The sequence below is a fragment of the Delftia sp. Lp-1 genome (assembly GCF_020523835.1).
Classification (GTDB): domain Bacteria; phylum Pseudomonadota; class Gammaproteobacteria; order Burkholderiales; family Burkholderiaceae_C; genus Comamonas; species Comamonas acidovorans.
Window position 1 is genome coordinate 838,746 of sequence record NZ_JAJALJ010000002.1, and the last position, 19,266, is coordinate 858,011.

General features: G+C 65.3%; 18 protein-coding genes. 8 read left to right on the forward strand and 10 right to left on the reverse strand.

The features are described 5' to 3' along the window. Positions 1-211 precede the first annotated feature (211 nt). The 7 genes from LGR64_RS20555 to LGR64_RS20585 all read right to left on the reverse strand — a co-directional run bounded on the left by LGR64_RS20555 (position 212) and on the right by LGR64_RS20585 (position 6,165). On the reverse strand, positions 212-1,522 hold the full coding sequence (locus LGR64_RS20555; protein WP_012204342.1) for a citrate synthase: 1,311 nt from the start codon (positions 1,520-1,522) through the stop codon (positions 212-214). Between the two features lie 25 nt (positions 1,523-1,547). Beyond that, positions 1,548-1,847 (reverse strand): FAD assembly factor SdhE, encoded by a 300-nt coding sequence (locus LGR64_RS20560; RefSeq protein ID WP_012204343.1) that lies wholly within the window; start codon positions 1,845-1,847, stop codon positions 1,548-1,550. Next, positions 1,847-2,551 (reverse strand): succinate dehydrogenase iron-sulfur subunit, encoded by a 705-nt coding sequence (locus LGR64_RS20565; protein WP_012204344.1) that lies wholly within the window; start codon positions 2,549-2,551, stop codon positions 1,847-1,849. Before LGR64_RS20565 ends, LGR64_RS20560 begins: the two co-directional genes overlap by 1 nt. A gap of 27 nt (positions 2,552-2,578) precedes the next feature. Next, on the reverse strand, positions 2,579-4,384 hold the full coding sequence (gene sdhA / locus LGR64_RS20570; protein ID WP_012204345.1) for a succinate dehydrogenase flavoprotein subunit: 1,806 nt from the start codon (positions 4,382-4,384) through the stop codon (positions 2,579-2,581). A gap of 33 nt (positions 4,385-4,417) precedes the next feature. Further along, positions 4,418-4,783 carry a succinate dehydrogenase, hydrophobic membrane anchor protein gene (gene sdhD, locus LGR64_RS20575; protein WP_141829268.1) on the reverse strand — a complete coding sequence of 122 codons (366 nt, stop codon included), beginning with the start codon at positions 4,781-4,783 and terminating at the stop codon, positions 4,418-4,420. Between the two features lie 36 nt (positions 4,784-4,819). Then, positions 4,820-5,242: a succinate dehydrogenase, cytochrome b556 subunit gene (gene sdhC, locus LGR64_RS20580; protein ID WP_012204347.1), complete on the reverse strand. Its 423-nt coding sequence runs from the start codon at positions 5,240-5,242 to the stop codon at positions 4,820-4,822. Positions 5,243-5,376: 134 nt separating this feature from the next. Further along, positions 5,377-6,165, reverse strand: a complete 789-nt coding sequence (locus LGR64_RS20585; RefSeq protein WP_012204348.1) for a GntR family transcriptional regulator — start codon at positions 6,163-6,165, stop codon at positions 5,377-5,379. Positions 6,166-6,383: 218 nt separating this feature from the next. Here LGR64_RS20585 and LGR64_RS20590 point away from each other — a divergent pair, with 218 nt between their 5' ends. From LGR64_RS20590 to acnB, 5 genes are all read left to right on the forward strand, one after another. Then, complete coding sequence (locus tag LGR64_RS20590) at positions 6,384-7,370, forward strand: malate dehydrogenase (protein WP_013803435.1); 987 nt, start codon at positions 6,384-6,386, stop codon at positions 7,368-7,370. 14 nt (positions 7,371-7,384) lie between these two features. Then, complete coding sequence (gene tam, locus LGR64_RS20595; RefSeq protein WP_013803434.1) at positions 7,385-8,191, forward strand: trans-aconitate 2-methyltransferase; 807 nt, start codon at positions 7,385-7,387, stop codon at positions 8,189-8,191. Then, the gene (locus LGR64_RS20600; protein WP_141829266.1) at positions 8,188-9,207 is read left to right on the forward strand and encodes an HpcH/HpaI aldolase/citrate lyase family protein; all 1,020 of its coding nucleotides are present in this window, start codon (positions 8,188-8,190) and stop codon (positions 9,205-9,207) included. Before tam ends, LGR64_RS20600 begins: the two co-directional genes overlap by 4 nt. Before the next feature lie 31 nt (positions 9,208-9,238). After that, complete coding sequence (locus LGR64_RS20605) at positions 9,239-9,826, forward strand: hypothetical protein (protein ID WP_141829264.1); 588 nt, start codon at positions 9,239-9,241, stop codon at positions 9,824-9,826. A gap of 63 nt (positions 9,827-9,889) precedes the next feature. After that, entirely contained in the window at positions 9,890-12,481 is a 2,592-nt protein-coding gene (gene acnB / locus LGR64_RS20610; RefSeq protein WP_230356792.1) for a bifunctional aconitate hydratase 2/2-methylisocitrate dehydratase, read from the forward strand. Positions 12,482-12,557: 76 nt separating this feature from the next. Here acnB and LGR64_RS20615 read toward each other — a convergent pair whose 3' ends face one another. Continuing rightward, positions 12,558-13,376, reverse strand: coding sequence for a helix-turn-helix domain-containing protein (locus LGR64_RS20615; RefSeq protein ID WP_047218608.1), 819 nt, complete (start codon positions 13,374-13,376; stop codon positions 12,558-12,560). Positions 13,377-13,507: 131 nt separating this feature from the next. Here LGR64_RS20615 and LGR64_RS20620 point away from each other — a divergent pair, with 131 nt between their 5' ends. Further along, positions 13,508-13,933 carry a hypothetical protein gene (locus tag LGR64_RS20620; protein ID WP_099752099.1) on the forward strand — a complete coding sequence of 142 codons (426 nt, stop codon included), beginning with the start codon at positions 13,508-13,510 and terminating at the stop codon, positions 13,931-13,933. Between the two features lie 338 nt (positions 13,934-14,271). Here LGR64_RS20620 and LGR64_RS20625 read toward each other — a convergent pair whose 3' ends face one another. After that, positions 14,272-14,544, reverse strand: a complete 273-nt coding sequence (locus LGR64_RS20625; protein ID WP_012204360.1) for a hypothetical protein — start codon at positions 14,542-14,544, stop codon at positions 14,272-14,274. A 381-nt stretch (positions 14,545-14,925) separates the two neighbouring features. Beyond that, the gene (locus tag LGR64_RS20630) at positions 14,926-15,309 is read right to left on the reverse strand and encodes a hypothetical protein (protein WP_230356794.1); all 384 of its coding nucleotides are present in this window, start codon (positions 15,307-15,309) and stop codon (positions 14,926-14,928) included. Between the two features lie 453 nt (positions 15,310-15,762). Here LGR64_RS20630 and LGR64_RS20635 point away from each other — a divergent pair, with 453 nt between their 5' ends. Then, positions 15,763-16,182: a hypothetical protein gene (locus LGR64_RS20635; RefSeq protein WP_123693043.1), complete on the forward strand. Its 420-nt coding sequence runs from the start codon at positions 15,763-15,765 to the stop codon at positions 16,180-16,182. 177 nt (positions 16,183-16,359) lie between these two features. Beyond that, positions 16,360-19,236 carry an aconitate hydratase gene (locus tag LGR64_RS20640; RefSeq protein WP_230356796.1) on the forward strand — a complete coding sequence of 959 codons (2,877 nt, stop codon included), beginning with the start codon at positions 16,360-16,362 and terminating at the stop codon, positions 19,234-19,236. The last annotated feature ends 30 nt before the right edge of the window (positions 19,237-19,266 follow it).

A 19,266-nucleotide genomic window follows, 5' to 3' on the forward strand; every position in this document is an offset into this window, starting at 1 on the left:
CGGGCATTGCGCTGCGGCTCCATCCCGTTTGAGGGAGGGTCAACGGCCACCTTAAGGTGGATAGGCTCAATCAATGGGCATGCCACGATAGGGGAAATGGTGTTCCTAGGACTGGCGCGGCCTTCTGGAGCGGTGGGCTCGCCCATGAAAAAAGCCCCATGCAAAGGCATGGGGCTTTTGGGTGCCGGGCCGCTGAGGCCCGGACCTGCGATCAGCGCTGGCCGATCGGCTTGACGTCGCGGGACACGGAGCCCGTGAACAGCTGGCGGGGACGGCCGATCTTGTACTCGGGGTCGGCCATCTGCTCGTTGAGCTGGGCGATCCAGCCCACGGTGCGGGCCAGGGCGAAGATGCCGGTGAACAGGTTCACGGGCACGCCGATGGCGCGCTGCACGATGCCGGAGTAGAAGTCCACGTTCGGGTAGAGCTTGCGCTGCACGAAGTAGTCGTCTTCCAGGGCGATCTTCTCGACTTCCTTGGCCAGGGCGAACAGGGGGTCCTTTTCCAGGCCCAGTTCGGCCAGCACTTCATTGCAGGTTTCCTGCATGAGCTTGGCGCGGGGGTCGTAGTTCTTGTAGACGCGGTGGCCGAAGCCCATCAGCTTGACGCCGCTGTTCTTGTCCTTGACCTGTTCCATGAACTCGCCGACCTTGGCAACGCCGCCGTTGGCCTGCAGGTATTCCAGCATGTTCAGGCAGGCTTCGTTGGCGCCGCCGTGGGCAGGGCCCCACAGGCAGGCCACGCCTGCCGAGATGGCTGCGAAGGGGTTGGTGCCCGACGAGCCGCACAGGCGCACGGTGGAGGTGGAGGCGTTTTGCTCGTGGTCTGCGTGCAGGATGAAGATGCGGTCCAGCGCGCGCTCGACCACGGGGTTCACCTTGAACTCCTCGCAGGGGTTGCCGAACATCATGCGCATGAAGTTGCCGGCGTAGCTCAGGTCGTTCTTGGGGTACATGTACGGAGCACCGATGCCGTACTTGTAGGCCATGGAGACCAGCGTGGGCATCTTGGCGATCAGGCGGATCGCGGCGATGTCGCGGTGCTCGGCGTTGTTGATGTCCATGTTGTCGTGGTAGAAGGCCGACATGCCGCCGACCAGACCCGTCAGGACGGCCATGGGGTGGGCGTCACGGCGGAAACCACGCAGGAAGAACTGCATCTGCTCGTTGACCATGGTGTGCTTGGTCACGCGCTCGACGAAGTCGGCCTTCTCGGACTCGTTGGGCAGCTCGCCGTACAGCAGCAGGTAACAGGTCTCGAGGTAGTCGCAGTTCTTGGCCAGCTGCTCGATGGGGTAGCCGCGGTACAGCAGCTCGCCCTTGTCGCCATCGATGTAGGTGATGGCGGACTGGCACGAGGCGGTAGAGAGGAAGCCCGGGTCATAGGTGAACATGCCGGTCTGCGCGTACAGCTTGCGGATGTCCACCACGTCGGGACCGACGTTGCCCTGGTAGACGGGCAGCTCGACGCTGGGGGCGCCGTTGCTGAAAGACAGCGTTGCTTTGTTGTCTGCGAGTTTCATTTCCAAACTTCCTTCTCTAGATTGCCTAGCCTACTAGCGGGAGAGAACCGGGCTTGCGCTTGCGCACCAGTTCCAGAACTTCCCTGATTTCTTGGGTATCGAGTTCACCTTCAGGCTCCTTGCGGCGCAAGAAGAGGTCCATCAGGTCGTTGTCTGCCAGGTCCATCAAGGCAGACAGACCGCTCGCGTGTCTCCGCGTGAGCTGGTCTCCGTAGGTGGCGAAGAACTGCGCGATGAACAGGTCGTTCTCGACCAGGCCACGCCGGCAGCGCCAGCGCAGCAGGTCTCGCTCGCGTTCGTCGAGCAGAGTATTCGTCATGGTCATCAGATGGCCCGGCGGACCATCAGTTCCTTGATCTTGCCAATGGCCTGCGTGGGGTTCAGGTGCTTGGGGCACACGTCCACGCAGTTCATGATGGTGTGGCAACGGAAGAGGCGGTACGGATCTTCCAGGTTGTCAAGGCGGTCACCCGTGGCCTCGTCGCGGCTGTCCGCGATGAAGCGGTAGGCCTGCAGCAGGCCGGCCGGGCCCACGAACTTGTCGGGGTTCCACCAGAAGCTGGGGCAGCTGGTGGAGCAGCTGGCGCACAGAATGCACTCGTACAGGCCGTTGAGCTCTTCGCGCTCTTCAGGCGACTGCAGGCGTTCCTTGGTGGGAGACGCGAAGCTGTCGTTCTGCAGGTACGGCTTGATCGAGTGGTACTGCTTGAAGAACTGCGTCATGTCCACGATCAGGTCGCGGATCACGGGCAGGCCGGGCAGGGGCTTGAGAACGATGTCGCCCTGCAGGGTCTTCATGTTCGTCAGGCAGGCCAGGCCGTTCTTGCCATTGATGTTCATCGCGTCCGAGCCGCACACACCTTCGCGGCAGGAGCGGCGGAACGAGATGGAGGGGTCCATCTCCTTGAGCTTGACCAGGGCGTCCAGCAGCATGCGCTCGTGGCCGTCCAGCTCGACCTCGACGGTCTGCATGTAGGGCTTGGCATCCTTGTCCGGGTCGTAGCGGTAGATCTTGAAAGTGCGCTTCATTTGTCTGTTCTCTCGTGGGCTGCTGGATTAGAACGTGCGGACCTTGGGCGGCACGCTGTCCACCGTGAGGGGCTTCAGGTTCACGGGCTTGTAGTCCAGGCTGTTGGTGGCGCTGTACCACAGGGTGTGCTTGAGCCATTCCTTGTCATTGCGGCCCAGCGGGAACTCGGCGTGGTCGGCAGGATGCTCGTAGTCGTACACGGTGTGGGCACCGCGGCATTCGTGGCGGGCAGCGGCCGAGATCATGGTGGCCTGGGCCACTTCGATCAGGTTGTCCACTTCCAGCGCTTCCATGCGGGCGGTGTTCCAGACCTTGGACTTGTCCTTGAGGGTCACGGAGCCCACGCGTTCGCGGATGGCGTTGATCTTGACTTCGCCTTCGTCCATGCTCTTTTGCGTGCGGAACACGCCGGCATGCTGCTGCATGGTGGCGCGGATGTCGCCAGCCAGGTCCTGGGCGTAGGTGCCTTCCTTGGAGTCGTCGAGCTGGTTCAGGCGCGTGAGCGTGCGCTCGGAGCCATCGGCCGGCACGGCCTTGTGGTCGCCGAAGCCGTTGACGAACTGCACGATGTGCTTGCCGGCCGACTTGCCGAAGACCAGCAGGTCCAGCAGCGAGTTCGTGCCCAGGCGGTTGGCGCCGTGCACCGACACGCAGGAGCATTCGCCCACGGCATAGAGGCCATTGACCACGTTGTTCTGCTGACCGTCCCACACCACGACCTGGCCGTTGATGTTGGTGGGAATGCCGCCCATCTGATAGTGGATGGTGGGCACCACGGGAATCGGTTCCTTGGTGATGTCCACGTTGGCGAAGTTGTGGCCGATCTCTTCCACCGAAGGCAGGCGCTTGCGGATGGTGTCTGCACCCAGGTGGTCCAGCTTCATCAGGATGTAGTCCTTGTTGGGACCACAGCCACGGCCTTCCTTGATTTCCTGGTCCATGGAGCGGGACACGAAGTCGCGCGGTGCCAGATCCTTCAGCGTGGGAGCGTAGCGCTCCATGAAGCGTTCGCCTTCGCTGTTGAGCAGGATGGCGCCTTCGCCACGGCAGCCTTCGGTCAGCAGCACACCCGCGCCGGCCACGCCGGTGGGGTGGAACTGCCAGAACTCCATGTCCTGCAGCGGGATGCCTGCGCGTGCAGCCATGCCCAGGCCGTCGCCGGTGTTGATGAAGGCATTGGTCGATGCCTGGAAGATGCGGCCTGCGCCACCCGTGGCCAGCAGCACGGCCTTGGCGTGCAGCTCGTACAGGTCGCCGGTTTCCAGTTCGATGGCGGTCACGCCGACCACGTCGCCCTGGGTGTTGCGGATCAGGTCCAGCGCCATCCACTCCACGAAGAAGTTGGTCTTGGACTTGACGTTCTGCTGGTACAGCGTGTGCAGCATGGCGTGGCCGGTACGGTCGGCCGCGGCGCAGGCGCGCTGCACGGGCTTTTCACCGTAGTTGGCCGTGTGGCCGCCGAAGGGGCGCTGGTAGATGGTGCCGTCGGGGTTGCGGTCGAACGGCATGCCGAAGTGTTCCAGCTCGATCACGACGTTGGGCGCTTCGCGGCACATGAACTCGATCGCATCCTGGTCGCCGAGCCAGTCGGAGCCCTTGATGGTGTCGTAGAAGTGGTAGTGCCAGTTGTCTTCGCTCATGTTGCCCAGCGAAGCGGACACGCCGCCCTGCGCAGCCACGGTGTGCGAGCGCGTGGGGAAGACCTTGGACAGCGAGGCCACGGACAGGCCGGCGCGCGACAGTTCCAGCGCGGCACGCAGGCCGGAGCCGCCAGCGCCGACGATGACGACGTCAAACTTGCGCTTGGTGATGTTTGCTTTGGAGTAGCTCATTCTTAACCTTCAATCGTGGAGACCGCGTCTCTATCAGATACGCCACAGGATCTGGATGCCCCAGCCGGCGCAGCCGACGAGCCAGACCAGGGTGAAAACGTTCAGCACCAGGCGCAGGCCCACGGGCTTGACGTAGTCCATACAGATGTCGCGCACGCCGACCCAGACGTGCCAGGCCAGCGAGACGATCACGGCGAAGGTCAGGAACTTCATCCACTGCGGGGCAAAGATGCCGGCCCACAGGTCATAGCCGACGGAGCCGGTGCTGAAGATCAGCTTGGCCAGCAGCACGATGGTGAACAGTGCCATCAGCACGCCAGTGACGCGCTGCACCATCCAGTCGCGGATGCCGTAGTGCGCACCGACCACGGTGCGCTTGGAGCCGTAATTCACGGACATGGTTCTTTTTCCTTATCGTGAGGGAGAGATCGTGAATCAGTACAGGCCGAACAGCTTGGCACCCAGGATCAGGGTCAGGCCAACGCTCAGGACCAGCACCACCAGGGCCGAGGACTTGCCGAACTGCTTGTTGACGGCGTGGTGGTTCACATCCATGAACAGGTGGCGGACGCCGGCGCAAAAGTGGTGCAGGTAGGCCCAGATCAATGCCAGGCACACGAGCTTGAGGAACCATCCGAAGGGACCCGCGAAAACCGAGGTGAAGCCGTCGAAGGAGATCTCCGAAGTCAGCGACATGTCCATCATCCACAGGATGAAAGGCAGCAGGATGAACATCAGCAGGCCGCTGATGCGGTGCAGGATGGACACGATGCCGGCCGGCGGCAACCGGTAGGTGGGGAGGTCCTTGAAGAAGTTGATGTTGCGGAACTCTGGCCGCTTTTTGGCTTGCTCAGTCATGGCAGGGTACTTTCGTGGATGTAACTGCTTCGTAATCGCTCAGGGGCGGCGATGCAAAATTCTATTGCAATGCAATAAAAACAGCTTTGCTGGGAATTGCGTATTTTCGCCCGCTTCTCTGGGGAACGGATCGTTCAGCTCAGCGCGTTGCGGTAGTGATGGGTGTCGGTGCGGTACAGGCCACGGCGTAACTCCATGGGAACATCGTTGTATGTGTAAGCGGTGCGCTCCACGCTCAGCAGGGGCGTGGTGCTGGGGACATCCAGCAGCAGGGCCTGTTCTGCCTCGGGCAGGACGGCGCGGATCTTTTCGTCGGCGCGCACCATGCGCACGCCGTAGTCCAGCTCGAACATGGCGTACGTGGGGCCCTGGTAGGCGGACATCTGCTCGGCGGTCAGGCCCTTGAAGGCGTGGCCCGGCAGCCAGATGTCTTCCAAAATGGTCGGGATTGCGGAGAACGACAGCACGCGGCGCACATGCATCACGGCATCGCCACTGCGCAGCGCCAGGCCGCGCGCCACGTCGGCCGATGCGCGCAGGCGCCGGCAGTCGATGATGCGGCGCTCGGCACGGCCCTCGCCCTGCTGGTCGCCGCCGTCGGGCTGCAGCTTGAGGAAGCGGTACTGCACATGCTGGGCCGCGTGGGTGGCCACGAAGGTGCCCTTGCCCTGGCGGCGCATCACCAGGTTCTCTGCGGCCAGCTCGTCGATGGCCTTGCGCACCGTGCCCTGGCTCACGCGAAAGCGCGCGGCCAGCTCCATTTCGCTGGGAATCAGTTCGCCGGGCCGCCATTCGCCTGCTTCAAGGCTCTGCAGTATCAGTCCCTTGATCTGCTGATACAAAGGGCTGAAGGCCGGGGTCGATGCGCCCGCGCCGATGGTGGGAGCGGCGTTGTCTGAGGCGAGGGGAGGCAGGACTGGCATGGGAAAGTTCGGGGTGGGGAGGCTCCCGGCGACGCAGATGAAAGACTTGGAAACAGACGTCGATCATATCTTATATAAGACATAAGACAAATTGACCGGGCTTCGAAATCGGGAGTACACTTTCGCGTTGTTTGCGGAGCACGGGCTGCTGGTTTCTGACGCTGGTGCGACCTGGCGCCGATAACACCTGATTTTTTCCCCATCCCTGGAGTTTCATCATGAGCAAGAAGCCCGTTCGTGTCGCCGTCACCGGTGCCGCCGGTCAAATTGGTTACGCCCTGCTGTTCCGCATCGCCTCCGGCGAAATGCTGGGTAAGGACCAGCCCGTCATTCTGCAACTGCTGGAGATTCCCGACGAGAAGGCCCAGAACGCGCTCAAGGGCGTGATCATGGAACTCGAAGACTGCGCCTTCCCCCTGCTGGCCGGCATCGAAGCCCACTCCGACCCCCTGCAAGCCTTCAAGGACACCGACTACGCCCTGCTGGTCGGCGCGCGTCCCCGCGGCCCCGGCATGGAACGTGCCGACCTGCTGGCTGCCAACGCACAGATTTTCACGGCCCAGGGCAAGGCGCTGAACGCCGCTGCCTCGCGCAACGTGAAGGTGCTGGTCGTCGGCAACCCCGCCAACACCAACGCCTACATCGCCATGAAGTCGGCTCCGGACCTGCCGGCCAAGAACTTCACCGCCATGCTGCGCCTGGACCACAACCGCGCTGCATCGCAACTGGCTGCCAAGGCCGGCTTCAAGGTGGGCGACATCCGCAAGCTGACCGTCTGGGGCAACCACTCGCCCACGATGTACGCCGACTACCGCTTCGCCACCGTCAACGGTGAAAGCGTCAAGGCCAAGATCAACGACCAGGCCTGGAACAAGGACGTGTTCCTGCCCACCGTCGGCAAGCGTGGCGCCGCCATCATTGCCGCTCGTGGCCTGTCCTCGGCTGCCTCGGCTGCCAACGCTGCCATCGACCACATGCGCGACTGGGCCCTGGGCTCTGGCGGCGAATGGGTCACCATGGGCGTGCCCTCCAACGGCGAATACGGCATCCCCGCCGGCATCGTCTTCGGCTTCCCGGTCACCACCGAGAACGGCGAGTACAAGATCGTCGAAGGCCTGGAAATCGACGCCTTCTCGCAAGAGTGCATCGACAAGACCCTGGCCGAGCTGCAAGGCGAACAGGACGGCGTCAAGCACCTGCTGTAAGCCGCCGGCAAGCCATGCTCGACTGGAATCCCGCGCTTTACCTGCGTTTCGCCAATGAGCGTACGCGCCCCGCAGCCGAGCTGCTGGCGCGTGTGCCCTTGGCCCAGGCCCGCCATGTGGTGGACCTGGGATGCGGGCCGGGCAATTCCACCGAGCTGCTTGCACAGCGCTATGCCGGTGCCACGATCACCGGCATAGACAACTCCCAGGCGATGCTGGCCACCGCGCGCCAGCATCTGCCTGAGGCCCGCTTCGCGCTGGCCGACATTGCTTCCTGGACGCCCGCCCCCGGCGAGAGCGCTCCCGACCTGATTTATGCCAATGCCTCCCTCCAGTGGGTGGGGGAGCATGAAACGCTGATACCCCGCCTGTTCGCCCAACTGGCGCCAGGGGGCGTGCTGGCGATACAGATGCCCGACAACCGGCAGGAAGCCACGCACCGCGTGATGCGCGAGATCGCCAGCCTGCCCAAGTTCGCCGCCTACATCGGCGATGCCGCCAAGGTGCGGGCCGACATCCTGCCTATCCGCAGCTACTACGACCTGTTGGCCGGCCCGCAGGAGCAGGCCGGCGTCGAGGCCGGCGCCGTCGATGTCTGGCACACCGTCTACCAGCATCCGATGGACTCGGCCGGCGCCATCGTCCAGTGGCTGCGCGGCACCGGCCTCAAGCCCTTCGTCGAGGGCCTGCCCGAAGCCCTGCAGGCCGACTTCCTCACCGAATACGAAAACCGCGTGGACGCCGCCTACGGCGTGCGCGCCGACGGCCGGCGCCTGCTGGCCTTCCCCCGCCTGTTCATCGTCGCCCAGCGCAAGCCATGACCGCCGCCACGTCCACACCCTCTCGCGCACACCCGGCCCAGGTGCTGCTCGATGCGCAGGGCGGTGCCCTGCACCTGCCCGTCTGCGACCACTACAGCGGCGTGGAAGTGCGCATGCGCAAGAGCCTGCAGCTGCAGGCCGAGATGATGGCCGAGTTCGGCACCTGCGTCTTCGACGTCACGCTGGACTGCGAGGATGGCGCCCCCGTGGGCCAGGAGGAGGCCCATGCGCGCCTGGTGGCCTCGCTGGCGCGCGATGCCGCGCCCGGTGCCCGCGTGGCTGCGCGCGTGCATGCCGTGGACCACGCCAGCTTCGCGCAGGACCTGGACATCATCGTCGGCGAGGCCGGCGACCGCCTGTGCCACCTCATGCTGCCCAAGGTGGAAAGCGTGGACGACGTGCTGCTGGTCGAGCGGCATCTGGGTCGCCTGGGCTGCCGCGAACTGCCGCTGCATGTGCTCATCGAGTCGCCCGCCGCCGTGCACCGTGCCTTCGACATCGCGGCACACCCGCGCGTGCAGAGCATTTCCTTCGGCCTGATGGACTTCGTCTCGGCCCATGGCGGCGCGATTCCTGCCTCGGCCATGGGCTCGGCCGGCCAGTTCGACCATCCGCTGGTCGTGCGTGCCAAGCTGGAGATCGCAGCCGCCTGCCACGCGCACGGCAAGGTGCCTTCGCACTGCGTGGTCACCGAATTCAGGAATCCACAGGCGCTGCAGGCCGCTGCCACACAGGCGTCACGGCGGCTCGGCTATACCCGCATGTGGAGCATCCACCCGGACCAGATCCGCCCCATCCTCGCCGCCTTCGCGCCCCAGGCCGACGAAGTGGCGCAGGCCGCACAAATACTTACCGCCGCCGAGGCCGCCGATTGGGCGCCCGTCAGCGTGGATGGTGTATTACATGACCGGGCGAGCTACCGCTATTTCTGGCAGTTGCTCACACGTGCCCACCAGACCGGCCAGGCGCTGCCCCCACAGGTGCAGCCCTGGTTTGCATCAGAATCACTTGCTTAGCCCACACCGGGAATTTGCAGGAGCCCAACGTATGAAGACAGCTATCGCCTCCATCCTGATCGTAGCCCCCTTGCTGGCCATGGGCCTGGGTGCCAGCGCCGCCGAGCCCGCCACCGCAAAGAAGGCACCGGCCAAGGCCGCTGCCAAGCCTGCGGCCAAGAAGGCCCCCGCCAAGAAGGCCACCACGGCCAAGGCCGCTGCCGGCGCTGCCGCCGTCGGCGGTGCGGCCGCCGTTGCAACTGCTGCCCAACAGCCGCTGTCCGCCGAAGACCTGGCCATTTCCGAGCGCGTGCACACCGGCCGCATCCCCTGCGAGCTGGGCGCCTTCGTCAATGTGACGGCCGACCAGGCCAACCCGGGTTACTTCAACATCGACGGCAAGGGCTTCAAGTACCACATGTCGCCCGTCAAGACCTCGACCGGCACCGTGCGCCTGGAAGACAAGCATGCCGGCGCCGTCTGGCTGCAGATCGCCAACAAATCGATGCTCATGAACCAGAAGGTCGGCCAGCGCCTGGCCGACGAATGCATGAGCCCCGATCAGCTTCAGGTGGCCGAGGCCATCAAGAAGAACCCGCCTCCCAGCCTGCTGGAAGCACCCAAGCCCGCCGGCCAGTAATCCAGGCCCGGACCTGAGCGTCCCGCAAGCAGCCCCACTTTAGAAAACCATGGAGAGAGAATCATGTTGAAAGCCTACCGTGACCACGTGGCCGAACGCGCCGCGCTCGGTATCCCCCCGCTGCCGCTGGAAGCCAAGCAGGTTGCCGAACTGATCGAGCTGATCAAGAACCCGCCCGCTGGCGAGGACGCCTTCCTGCTCGACCTGCTCACGCACCGCGTTCCTCCGGGCGTGGACGATGCCGCCAAGGTCAAGGCCAGCTTCCTGGCAGCCGTGGCCCACGGTGACATCCAGGTGGCTCTCATCTCCAAGGCCAAGGCCACCGAGCTGCTGGGTACCATGGTGGGTGGCTACAACGTGCATCCCCTGATCGAGCTGCTGGACGACGCCGAAGTCGCCGGTGTGGCCGCCGATGCGCTGAAGAAGACGCTGCTGATGTTCGACTTCTTCAACGACGTGGCCACCAAGGCCAAGGCCGGCAACGCCAAGGCCCAGGAAGTCATGAGGAGCTGGGCTGACGCCGAGTGGTTCACCTCGCGCCCCGAAGTGGACAAGAAGATCACCGTCACCGTCTTCAAGGTGCCCGGCGAGACCAACACTGACGACCTGTCGCCCGCGCCCGATGCCTGGAGCCGTCCGGACATCCCGCTGCACTACCTGGCCATGCTCAAGAACACCCGTCCCGACGCGGCCTTCAAGCCCGAGGAAGACGGCAAGCGCGGCCCGATGCAGTTCATCGACGACCTCAAGAAAAAGGGCCACCTGGTCGCCTACGTGGGCGACGTGGTCGGCACCGGCTCCTCGCGCAAGTCGGCCACCAACTCCATCGTCTGGGCCACGGGCCAGGACATCCCCTTCGTGCCCAACAAGCGCTTCGGTGGCGTGACCCTGGGCGGCAAGATTGCTCCCATCTTCTTCAACACGCAGGAAGATTCGGGCTCGCTGCCCATCGAAGTCGATGTCACCAAGCTCGAAATGGGCGACGTCATCGACGTGCTGCCCTATGACGGTAAGCTGGTCAAGAACGGCGAAACCGTCGCCGAGTTCCAGCTCAAGAGCGACGTGCTGTTCGACGAAGTGCGCGCCGGCGGCCGCATCAACCTGATCATCGGCCGCTCGCTGACCGCCAAGGCCCGCGAATTCCTGGGCCTGTCTGCCTCCACCGTGTTCCGCCTGCCCCAGGCGCCCGCTGCTTCGAACGCCGGCTTCACGCTGGCCCAGAAGATGGTCGGCCGCGCCGTCGGCCTGCCGGAAGGCCAGGGCGTGCGCCCCGGTACCTACTGCGAGCCGCGCATGACCACCGTGGGTTCGCAGGACACCACCGGCCCCATGACCCGCGACGAGCTCAAGGACCTGGCCTGCCTGGGCTTCTCGGCCGACATGGTCATGCAGTCCTTCTGCCACACGGCCGCCTACCCCAAGCCCGTGGACGTCAAGACGCACCGCGAGCTGCCTGCCTTCATCAGCAACCGCGGCGGCGTGGCCCTGCGTCCCGGTGACGGCGTGATCCACTCCTGGCTCAACCGCCTGCTGCTGCCCGACACCGTGGGCACGGGCGGCGACTCGCACACGCGCTTCCCCATCGGCATCTCCTTCCCCGCAGGTTCCGGCCTGGTGGCCTTCGGCGCCGCCACGGGCGTGATGCCCCTGGACATGCCCGAGTCCGTGCTCGTGCGCTTCAAGGGCGAAATGCAGCCCGGCGTCACCCTGCGTGACCTCGTGCATGCCATTCCCCTGTACGCCATCAAGGCAGGCGCGCTGACCGTGGCCAAGGCCGGCAAGAAGAACATCTTCTCGGGCCGCATCCTGGAAATCGAAGGTCTGCCCGACCTGAAGGTGGAACAGGCCTTCGAGCTGTCCGACGCCTCGGCCGAGCGCTCGGCTGCCGGCTGCACGATCAAGCTCAACCCCGAGCCGATCAAGGAGTACCTGACCTCGAACATCGTTCTGATGAAGAACATGATCGCCGACGGCTACGCCGACGCCAAGACGCTGCAGCGCCGCATCGAAAAGGTCGAAGCCTGGCTGGCCAAGCCCGACCTGCTCGAAGCCGACAAGGACGCCGAATACGCTGCCGTGTTCGAGATCGACCTGGCCGACATCAAGGAACCCATCGTCTGCTGCCCCAACGATCCCGATGACGCCAAGTTCCTGTCCGAAGTGGCCGGCACCAAGATCGATGAAGCCTTCATCGGTTCGTGCATGACCAACATCGGCCACTTCCGCGCAGCAGCCAAGCTGCTGGGCGGCCAGCGCGACATCCCCGTCAAGCTGTGGGTGGCTCCGCCCACCAAGATGGACCAGAACGAGCTGATCAAGGAAGGCCACTACGCTGCCTTCGGCACGGCCGGTGCCCGCACCGAAATGCCGGGCTGCTCGCTGTGCATGGGCAACCAGGCCCAGGTCCGCGAAGGCGCTACGGTGATCTCCACCTCGACCCGCAACTTCCCCAACCGCCTGGGCAAGAACACCAACGTGTTCCTGGGCTCGGCCGAACTGGCCGCCATCGCATCGCGCCTGGGCAAGCTGCCCACCAAGGAGGAATACCTCAAGGAAATGGGTGTGATCGATGCCGACAAGTCCAGCGTCTACCGCTACATGAACTTCGACCAGATCGAAGAGTACGCGGACGTGGCCAGGGGCGTGAGCGCCTGAGTCCGGCCTGATCCGGCTCCATGAGCAAAGCCCGCTTCGGCGGGCTTTGCTGCTTTCTGGCTCTGTACTTTCCGGTTTACGCAGCCTGCCTCAACCGCCCCAGCACCTCCTGCGTCTGCGCATCCGCCGGAAAGAACGACTCCACGGCCAGCTCCTGCAGGGTCACATCCACCGGCGTGCCGAAGATGGTGATGGTGCTGATGAAGTTCAGGCGGCCATGGTCGGTGTCCAGCGCGAAGGGCACAGCGATGTGGCTGGCAGGTGCTGCGCCATGTGAGTCCGCTTCATCTTCCTTGAACGGGTAGGCGGCAATCTCGTCGTGCAGCGCCTGCAACTGCGCATCCGACGTGGCGGCAATCTGCTGCTGCAGGCGGTGCAGCAGATGCGCGCGCCAATGGGCTGCATTGGCCAAGCGCGGGCCCAGGCCTTCGGGGTGCAGGCTCAGGCGCAGCACATTGACGGGCGGCTCCAGCAGCCAGGGCGCCACGCCGGCCAGCAGCAGCGGCACGATGGCGTTGGCGGCCACCAGGTTCCAGTGCCGGTCCACGGCCAGGGCGGGATTGGGTTCGTGGCCCTTGAGCACCAGGTCCACGGCCTGGCGCGCGGCGGCCAGGTCAGGGTGGTCCAGCGGCCGGGCCTGGTACATGGGCGCATAGCCAGCGGCCACTAGCAGGGCATTGCGCTCGCGCAGCGGCACGCCCAGGCGCTCTACCAGGCGCAGCACCATCTCGCGGCTGGGCTGGGCGCGGCCGGTTTCCACATAGCTCAAATGGCGCGTGGAGATCTCGGCCTCCAGCGCCAGGCCCTGCTGGCTCAGGCGGCGGTGCTGGCGCCAGTGGCGCAGATGGTCGCCGAAGGGCGAGCGCGCGGACGGTGGATGGGCGGTGGAGGTCATGGTCCGCATCGTAGCGGCGGGGCCGGCGTGGCGGCCATGACCTGCGAGGTTATCGACCCTGTGCAGCCTGCGGCGGACCATGCAGTCCATGGCATGCACGGTGTGTGCCTGTTGCTCTCAAGGAGTTCGCCATGTCGATGTTTGCTTCCCCCCGTTTCCTGCCCCGCGTGATGTGGGCCGATGCTGCTTCCTGCGCTGCCTCGGGCGCCTTGCAACTGGTGGCGGGGCAGCCGCTGTCGGATGTGACGGGGTTGCCTCTGGCGCTGCTGCAGTCCACAGGCTGGTTTTTGCTGGGCTATGCGCTGCTGGCTGCGTGGATGGCGGCGCGCTCGCCTGTGCCGCGGCGGTTGATCGGGCTTGTGGTTGTGGGGAATTTGGGGTGGGCTGTGGGCTGTGTTGCGCTGTTGGCGTTTGGTGGGTTGGGGTTGTCTGCCTGGGGGGTGGCGTGGGTGTTGGCTCAGGCGTTGGTGGTTGTGGTGTTGGCTGAGTTGCAGTGGACTGGGTTGAGGCGAACGCGGGATGTTGTCGGCGCTGCGCGGTCCGTGGTTGTCGGGTGAGGGGACTGTTTCTGCCCCTGCCGGGGGGTGTTTTTTCGAGGCCGGGTCTCGGCCCGGCAGCCGACTGCCCTTTCTTGATTCGCCAAGAAAGGTCAGGCCAAAGAAGGCGACCCGGATGCCCGCGACCCCTTCGCTGCGCTGCGGGGCAACCTGCGTCGGGCCGCCTGCGGGGTTCGCCGTGAAACTCACTTCGCGCTGCGCGCTACGTTCAGACAATCACGGCGAGTCAGATCACGAAGCAGTCCTGTCCTTCGGCAGGGCTGCAACCCCGCAGGCGGCCCGACGCAGGCGCTGGCATACGGGGAGCTGGTGCGGGCCTTCGCTGCGCTGGGCCCGGGTCAGGGGGCTGTGCTGCTTTTGACGTGGTGGGAGCAGCCCACGGCGACGACTTCGCCGCTGGTTTCGCTGGCCAGCATGTCGGCGCTGTTGCGGATGGTGCGCAGGGCGCTGGCGAGCACGTCCAGGCGGTTGCTGGTTTCGGGCGTTTCCAGCCACAGCAGGGCCATGCGGGAGAGTGCCGAGATTTCGGCACAGCCTTGTTGCACCAGGCGGTCCACCTCGGTCACGACCTGGGTGAAATGCTCGGCGCTGGGTGGGGGTCTGGGTGTCATGGCTCGGCTCTCCATGCAAGGTTGAGAGAGGCCGTGGAAAGGCAAACGTTGCGCATGCTTCCGTGCTCCTAGTCGAGGCTTGAGACCACCGGGTTGCGTTTTCAAGCGCAGGCAGGTGGGCGGGATGTTGAAAACACGAGACTAGTCGTGCGGGCAGCCTTGCGGTGAGCCCCATCCCGCCCGAAATCGCACAGACGTGGGCAAGCGCCCACGAATACAGGATTCAGACGTGACAAAGCCTCGCTGACGGGGAGGCTGCACCGCTAGTCTTGGAAAAGGTGTTTTCAAGCACCGGCCCCGTGACAGGGGGCTGGTGCGGATTGTGGCATAGCGACTGGAGTTGCTCCAGCGGGGCTGGCATGACCTGGCAACTGCGGCGAGTCAGTTGACGAAGCAGTCCTGTCCTTCGGCAGGACTGCAACCCCGCAGGCGGCCCGACGCAGGCGCTGACATACAGGGAGTGGGCTCGGGCCTTTGCTGCGCTCGGCCCGGTTCAGGGGGTGCGCTGCTTTTGACGTAGTGGGAGCAGCCCACGGCGACGACTTCGCCGCTGGTTTCGCTGGCCAGCATGTCGGCGCTGTTGCGGATGGTGCGCAGGGCGCTGGCGAGCACGTCCAGGCGGTTACTGGTCTCGGGCGTTTCCAGCCACAGCAGGGCCATGCGGGAGAGCGCCGAGATCTCGGCACAGCCTTGCTGCACCAGGCGGTCCACCTCGGTCACGACCTGGGTGAAATGCTCGGCGCTGGGTGGGGGTCTGGGTGTCATGGCTCGGCTCTCCGTGCAAAGGTGAGGCGGGCCATCGAGAGGGATGCGATGTACATGGTTCCGTGCTCCTATTCGAGACTGAACCACCAGGCCGGGTTTTCAAGCACAGCAATGGTGGACGGGATGTTGAAAACACGAGAATAGTCGTGCGGGCAGCCTTGCGGTGAGCCCCATCCCGTCCCAAACCGTTCGGATGCAGGCAAGCGCCCACGATCCAAGCAAATCAGACGTGACAAGGCCTCGCTATCGGGGAGGCCGCTCCGCTATTCTTCAAAGGTGTTTTCAAGCACCGGCCCCGTGACAGGGGGCTGATGCGGATTGTGGCATAGCGACTGGAGTTGCTCCAGCGGGGCTGGCATGACCTGGTAGGTCATCGACTCGGGGGTGGTGGCGGCGGAGCATCGGTGGGGCCGGCTTGCGAGGTGCATGCCCGGCAATCCACAAGGAGTGCTGATGCCGATGTTTTCCCATGCCCGTTTCCTGCCCCGCACCCTGTGGGCCGACGCCATCTGCTGCGCCGCGGCCGGTGCGGTGCAGCTGGCCTTTGCGCAGCCGCTGGCCGTTGTCACGGGCTTGCCGCAGGCGCTGCTGCTGGGCACGGGGTGCTTCTTGCTGGCCTGGGCCTGCGTGGCTGGCTGGGGCGCGTGCCGCATGCCGCGCAGCAGGGGGCTGGTGGCGCTTGCCGTGTTCGGCAACTTCGGCTGGGCCCTGGCCTGCGGGGTTGTGCTGTACAGCGGCGTGCTGGAGCCTGCGCCCGCAGGCTGGGCATGGGTGCTGGGCCAGGCGGCCATCGGCGTGGCGCTGGGCGATCTGCAGTGCGCGGGGTTGTGGCGCAGCAGGGCTTCGCTGGCCGGTTCGATGACAGCCCCGTGAAAGCCTGCCGCTTTTGCTGCGCGGACAGCGTTGTCCGCGTGTGACTATCGCCAATGGACCACAGCATCCGCGGGCACTTCTGGGCACAATGGAAATCAGAGTCTTGGTACATGCCCAGCAGCCCGGAAAAAGGCGGCGCGCATGTGCCTTCCCAGAGTTTCATCCAGGAGTCTCACGATGCGCCACGAATATGAAAACACCCTCAAATCCTTTGCTGCGGCGGGGGGCAAGAAGGGCAAGTTCTTCTCCCTGCCTGAACTGGCAAGGCAATATCCACAGGTCCGGCGATTGCCCGTGTCGCTGCGCATCGTGCTGGAGTCCGTGCTGCGCAACTGCGATGGCAACAAGGTGACGCGCGAGCATGTGGAGCAACTGGCGAACTGGAAGCCCCAGGCCGAGCGCGTGGACGAGATCCCCTTCGTGGTATCGCGCGTGGTGCTGCAGGACTTCACGGGCGTGCCGCTGCTGGCCGACCTGGCCGCCATGCGCAGCACGGCCGCCAGACTGGGCAAGAAGCCCAAGTCCATCGAGCCGCTGGTGCCCGTGGACCTGGTGGTTGACCACTCCATCATGGTGGACTACTTCGGCACCAAGAAGGCGCTGGACCTGAACATGAAGCTGGAGTTCCAGCGCAACAAGGAGCGCTACCAGTTCATGAAGTGGGGCATGCAGGCCTTCGACACCTTCGGCGTGGTGCCGCCGGGCTTCGGCATCGTGCACCAGGTGAACCTGGAGTACCTGGCGCGCGGCGTGCACAAGACCAAGGACGGCGTGCACTACCCTGACACCCTGGTGGGCACGGACAGCCACACGACCATGATCAACGGCATCGGCGTGGTGGGCTGGGGCGTGGGCGGCATCGAGGCCGAGGCCGCCATGCTGGGCCAGCCCGTGTACTTCCTCACGCCCGATGTGGTGGGCTTCGAGCTGTCGGGCCAGCTGCGCGAGGGCGTGACGGCCACCGACCTGGTGCTGTCGGTGACCGAGATCCTGCGCCGCGAGAAGGTGGTGGGCAAGTTCGTGGAGTTCTTCGGCGAAGGCACGCGCACCCTGGCGCTGCCCGACCGCGCCACCATCGGCAACATGGCGCCCGAGTACGGCGCCACCATGGGATTTTTCCCCGTCGATGAAAAGACCATCGACTACTTCAGGGGCACGGGCCGCAGCAAGGCCGAGATCGAGGCCTTCGAGGGCTATTTCCGCGCGCAGGAACTGTTCGGCGTGCCGGCCGCCGGCGAGATCGACTACTCGCATGTGGTGCGCCTGGACCTGGGCACGGTGGCGCCCAGCCTGGCCGGACCCAAGCGCCCGCAGGACCGCATCGAGCTGGGCAATGTATCGTCCAAGTTCGATGAGCTGTTCAGCGCCCCTGCGGCGCACAACGGGTTCAACCAGCCGATCGAACGGCTGGGCCGGAGCTTTCGCGTAGGCGGTGGCGGCGAGGGCGAGGTGGCGCCCGAGACGCCGGCCCATCCGCCCGGCGCGCAGCGCTCGCTGGCCGAGATGGAGGCCAACAAGCCCAAGCTGGAGGCCGCCCACAGCGAGGCACCGGTCGATGCCCCCGCCCCTGCCAAGCGCCTGAGCATCGCCAACGGCGACGTGCTGATTGCCGCCATCACCAGCTGCACCAACACCTCCAACCCCAGCGTGATGCTGGCCGCCGGCCTGCTGGCCAAGAAGGCGGTGAAGGCCGGGCTCACGGTGCAGCCGCACATCAAGACCTCTCTGGCGCCGGGCTCGCGCGTGGTGACCGAGTATTTGACCGAGGCCGGCCTGCTGCCCTACCTGGAAAAGCTGGGCTTTGCGCTGGCCGGCTACGGCTGCACCACCTGCATCGGCAACGCGGGCGACCTCACGCCAGAGCTCAACGAGGCCATCACCAGCAACGACCTGGTCTGCGCGGCCGTGCTGTCGGGCAACCGCAACTTCGAGGCGCGCATCCACCCCAACATCAAGGCCAACTTCCTGGCCAGCCCGCCCCTGGTCGTGGCCTATGCCATTGCCGGCACGGTGCGCCGCGACCTGATGACCGAGCCCGTGGGCCAGGGCAAGAACGGCCGTGACATCTACCTGGGCGACATCTGGCCGACCAGCGAAGAGATCCACGCGCTGATGAAGTACGCCATGAACGGCAAGGCCTTCCGCGAGAACTACGAGAAGGTGCGCTCCGAGCCCGGCAAGCTCTGGGAAAAGATCCACGGCGTGACGGGCGCCACCTATACCTGGCCCGAGAGCACCTACATTGCCGAGCCGCCGTTCTTCGACGGCTTCCGGCTTGAGCTGGAAGCGCCTGCCGCCGGCGCCGAAGGCTCCAACCCCTACGTGGTGCACGGCGCGCGCGTGATGGCGCTGTTCGGCGACTCCATCACCACCGACCACATCTCGCCGGCCGGCTCCATCAAGGAAAGCTCGCCCGCAGGCCAGTGGCTGCTGGCCCATGGCGTGCAAAAGGCCGACTTCAACAGCTACGGCTCGCGGCGCGGCAACCATGAGGTGATGATGCGCGGCACCTTTGCCAACGTGCGCATCAAGAACCTGATGATTCCGGCGCAGGCCGATGGCTCGCGCGAGGAGGGCGGCCTGACGCTGTACCGCGACGGCACGGGCCAGGTCACCAAGATGCCCATCTACGACGCGGCCATGAAGTACCAGGCCGAGGGCCGTGCCACCGTGATCTTCGCGGGCGAGGAATACGGCACGGGATCGAGCCGCGACTGGGCCGCCAAGGGCACGCAGCTGCTGGGCATCAAGGCCGTGGTGGCGCGCAGCTTCGAGCGTATCCACCGCTCCAACCTGGTGGGCATGGGCGTGCTGCCGCTGCAGTTCCTGGGCACGGACAGTTGGCAGACCCTGGGCTTGACGGGCGAGGAGTTCGTGGAAGTGATTCCCGCCGCCGACCTGGCACCGCAAAGCGAGGCCCAGCTGGTGATCACGCGTGCCGATGGCAGCAAGCAGACCGTGGTGGTCAAGCTGCGCATCGACACGCCCATCGAGGTGGACTACTACCGGCACGGCGGCATCCTGCCGTACGTTCTCAGGCAGCTCCTTGAATGAAGTTGGAAACCCCCTGAGCCGCTATGCGGC